Here is a 1,888-nt window from a genome sequence, read left to right as displayed (position 1 = left end):
TTTGTTGTGGATATGGGTGAGGCCCCCAACCACTGGTTGGGGGCCTCACCCGAATGTATGTTCCGGCGGTGTCCTACTCTCCCACACCCTGTCGAGTGCAGTACCATCGGCGCAGGTGACCTTAGCTTCCGGGTTCGGAATGGGACCGGGCGTTTCCCCACCGCTATAGCCGCCGTAACTCTATGAAACCATCCACAGAGAGCCAGAAACACACCGTTTCCGTCTTCCTGTATCTGTGTGTTGTTTCAGATACCGCACAGTGGACGCGTAGCAACTTTGTTGGTAAGTCCTCGGCCTATTAGTACCAGTCACCTCCACACATTACTGTGCTTCCAGTTCTGGCCTATCAACCCAATGGTCTGTTGGGGGCCTTACCCCCTCGAGGGGGTGAGAAACCTCATCTTGGAACAGGCTTCCCGCTTAGATGCTTTCAGCGGTTATCCCTTCCGAACGTGGCCAACCAGCCGTGCCCCTGGCGGGACAACTGGCACACCAGAGGTTCGTCCGTCCCGGTCCTCTCGTACTAGGGACAGCCTTCCTCAAGTTTCTAACGCGCGCGGCGGATAGAGACCGAACTGTCTCACGACGTTCTAAACCCAGCTCGCGTGCCGCTTTAATGGGCGAACAGCCCAACCCTTGGGACCTACTCCAGCCCCAGGATGCGACGAGCCGACATCGAGGTGCCAAACCATCCCGTCGATATGGACTCTTGGGGAAGATCAGCCTGTTATCCCCGGGGTACCTTTTATCCGTTGAGCGACACCGCTTCCACATGCCGGTGCCGGATCACTAGTCCCGACTTTCGTCCCTGCTCGACCTGTCAGTCTCACAGTCAAGCTCCCTTGTGCACTTACACTCAACACCTGATTGCCAACCAGGCTGAGGGAACCTTTGGGCGCCTCCGTTACACTTTGGGAGGCAACCGCCCCAGTTAAACTACCCACCAGGCACTGTCCCTGAACCAGATCATGGCCCGAGGTTAGAGGTCCAATACGACCAGAGTGGTATTTCAACGACGACTCCACAAGAACTGGCGTCCCTGCTTCACAGTCTCCCACCTATCCTACACAAACCGTACCGAACACCAATACCAAGCTATAGTGAAGGTCCCGGGGTCTTTTCGTCCTGCCGCGCGTAACGAGCATCTTTACTCGTACTGCAATTTCGCCGAGTCTGTGGTGGAGACAGCAGAGAAGTCGTTACGCCATTCGTGCAGGTCGGAACTTACCCGACAAGGAATTTCGCTACCTTAGGATGGTTATAGTTACCACCGCCGTTTACCGGGGCTTAAATTCTCAGCTTCGCGCATTACTGCGCTAACCGGTCCTCTTAACCTTCCGGCACCGGGCAGGCGTCAGTCCGTATACATCGTCTTACGACTTCGCACGGACCTGTGTTTTTAGTAAACAGTCGCTTCTCTCTGGTCTCTGCGACCCAACCCAGCTCCCCATGCAAGACGGTTCACCAGATCAGGCCCTCCTTCTCCCGAAGTTACGGAGGTATTTTGCCGAGTTCCTTCACCACAGTTATCTCGATCGCCTTAGTATTCTCTACCTGACCACCTGTGTCGGTTTGGGGTACGGGCCGTGTACCAACTCACTAGAGGCTTTTCTCGGCAGCATAGGATCACTGAATTCACCTCAACCGGCTACGCATCACCTCTCAGGCCATATGCTGTGCGGATTTGCCTACACAACGCCCTACAGGCTTACACCCGGTAATCCACCACCGGGCCCAGCTACCTTCCTGCGTCACCCCATCGCTTGACTACTACACCCAGGGTCCCATGCAGCCGCTTCAGGTCTCCCGAAGGAGATCCGTCCACATTTGGATGGTTAGCACAGATGATTCGCCATTGGGCGCGGATACACGGGTACGGGAATATCAA

2 rRNA genes are annotated in these 1,888 nt (G+C 55.7%); both read right to left on the bottom strand.

Going from position 1 to position 1,888, the window contains the following annotated elements:
* Positions 1-60: 60 nt before the first annotated feature.
* Positions 61-177 (bottom strand): 5S ribosomal RNA (rrf, locus tag ON37_RS09250).
* A gap of 101 nt (positions 178-278) precedes the next feature.
* Positions 279-1,888, bottom strand: a 23S ribosomal RNA gene (locus ON37_RS09245); the annotation flags it as partial.

Origin of the sequence: Nocardia veterana NBRC 100344 (genome assembly GCF_000308855.1) — a bacterium.
Lineage (GTDB): Bacteria > Actinomycetota > Actinomycetes > Mycobacteriales > Mycobacteriaceae > Nocardia > Nocardia veterana.
This window is presented reverse-complemented; position numbering and strand designations above follow the sequence as displayed.